Here is a 497-nt window from a genome sequence, read left to right on the forward strand (position 1 = left end):
CCTTCGGGAGGACGATTACCACTTTGTGTTTCATGACTGGGGTGAAGTCGTAACAAGGTAACCCTAGGGGAACCTGGGGTTGGATCACCTCCTTACCAAAAGTCGACGGACGCTCATTGATGCAGTGCCTACACAGATTGTTTTGTTTCTTGTGACGTAAGTTGCAGGATCAAAATCTTGTTCTTTAACAATTTGGAAAGCTGATATTAGTAATCAATCTAATTGAGTAACTGAGAATATCGAAAGATGTTCTTTCAAGCTACTCTATCTGACAATGATTACGTGCTATTAAGAAGGCGCATCACGCAGTCGCGTGTGATGAGAGTCCTTAATACACGATAAATGATTAGTACTTGTCATGCATACAACAGTCATTGAGTTGACGGCCATAAGTAGAAGTCAAAAGGCTACTTTGGGTTGTATGGTTAAGTGACTAAGCGTATACGGTGGATGCCTTGGCAAATAGAGGCGATGAAGGACGTGTAAGTCTGCGAAAA

1 rRNA gene is annotated in these 497 nt (G+C 42.3%); it reads left to right on the forward strand.

From position 1 onward, the window contains the following. A 16S ribosomal RNA gene (locus ACXAH6_RS20395) occupies positions 1–95 on the forward strand; the annotation flags it as partial. Positions 96–497: the final 402 nt, after the last annotated feature.

The sequence above is a fragment of the Alteromonas sp. ABE4_545 genome (assembly GCF_056161325.1).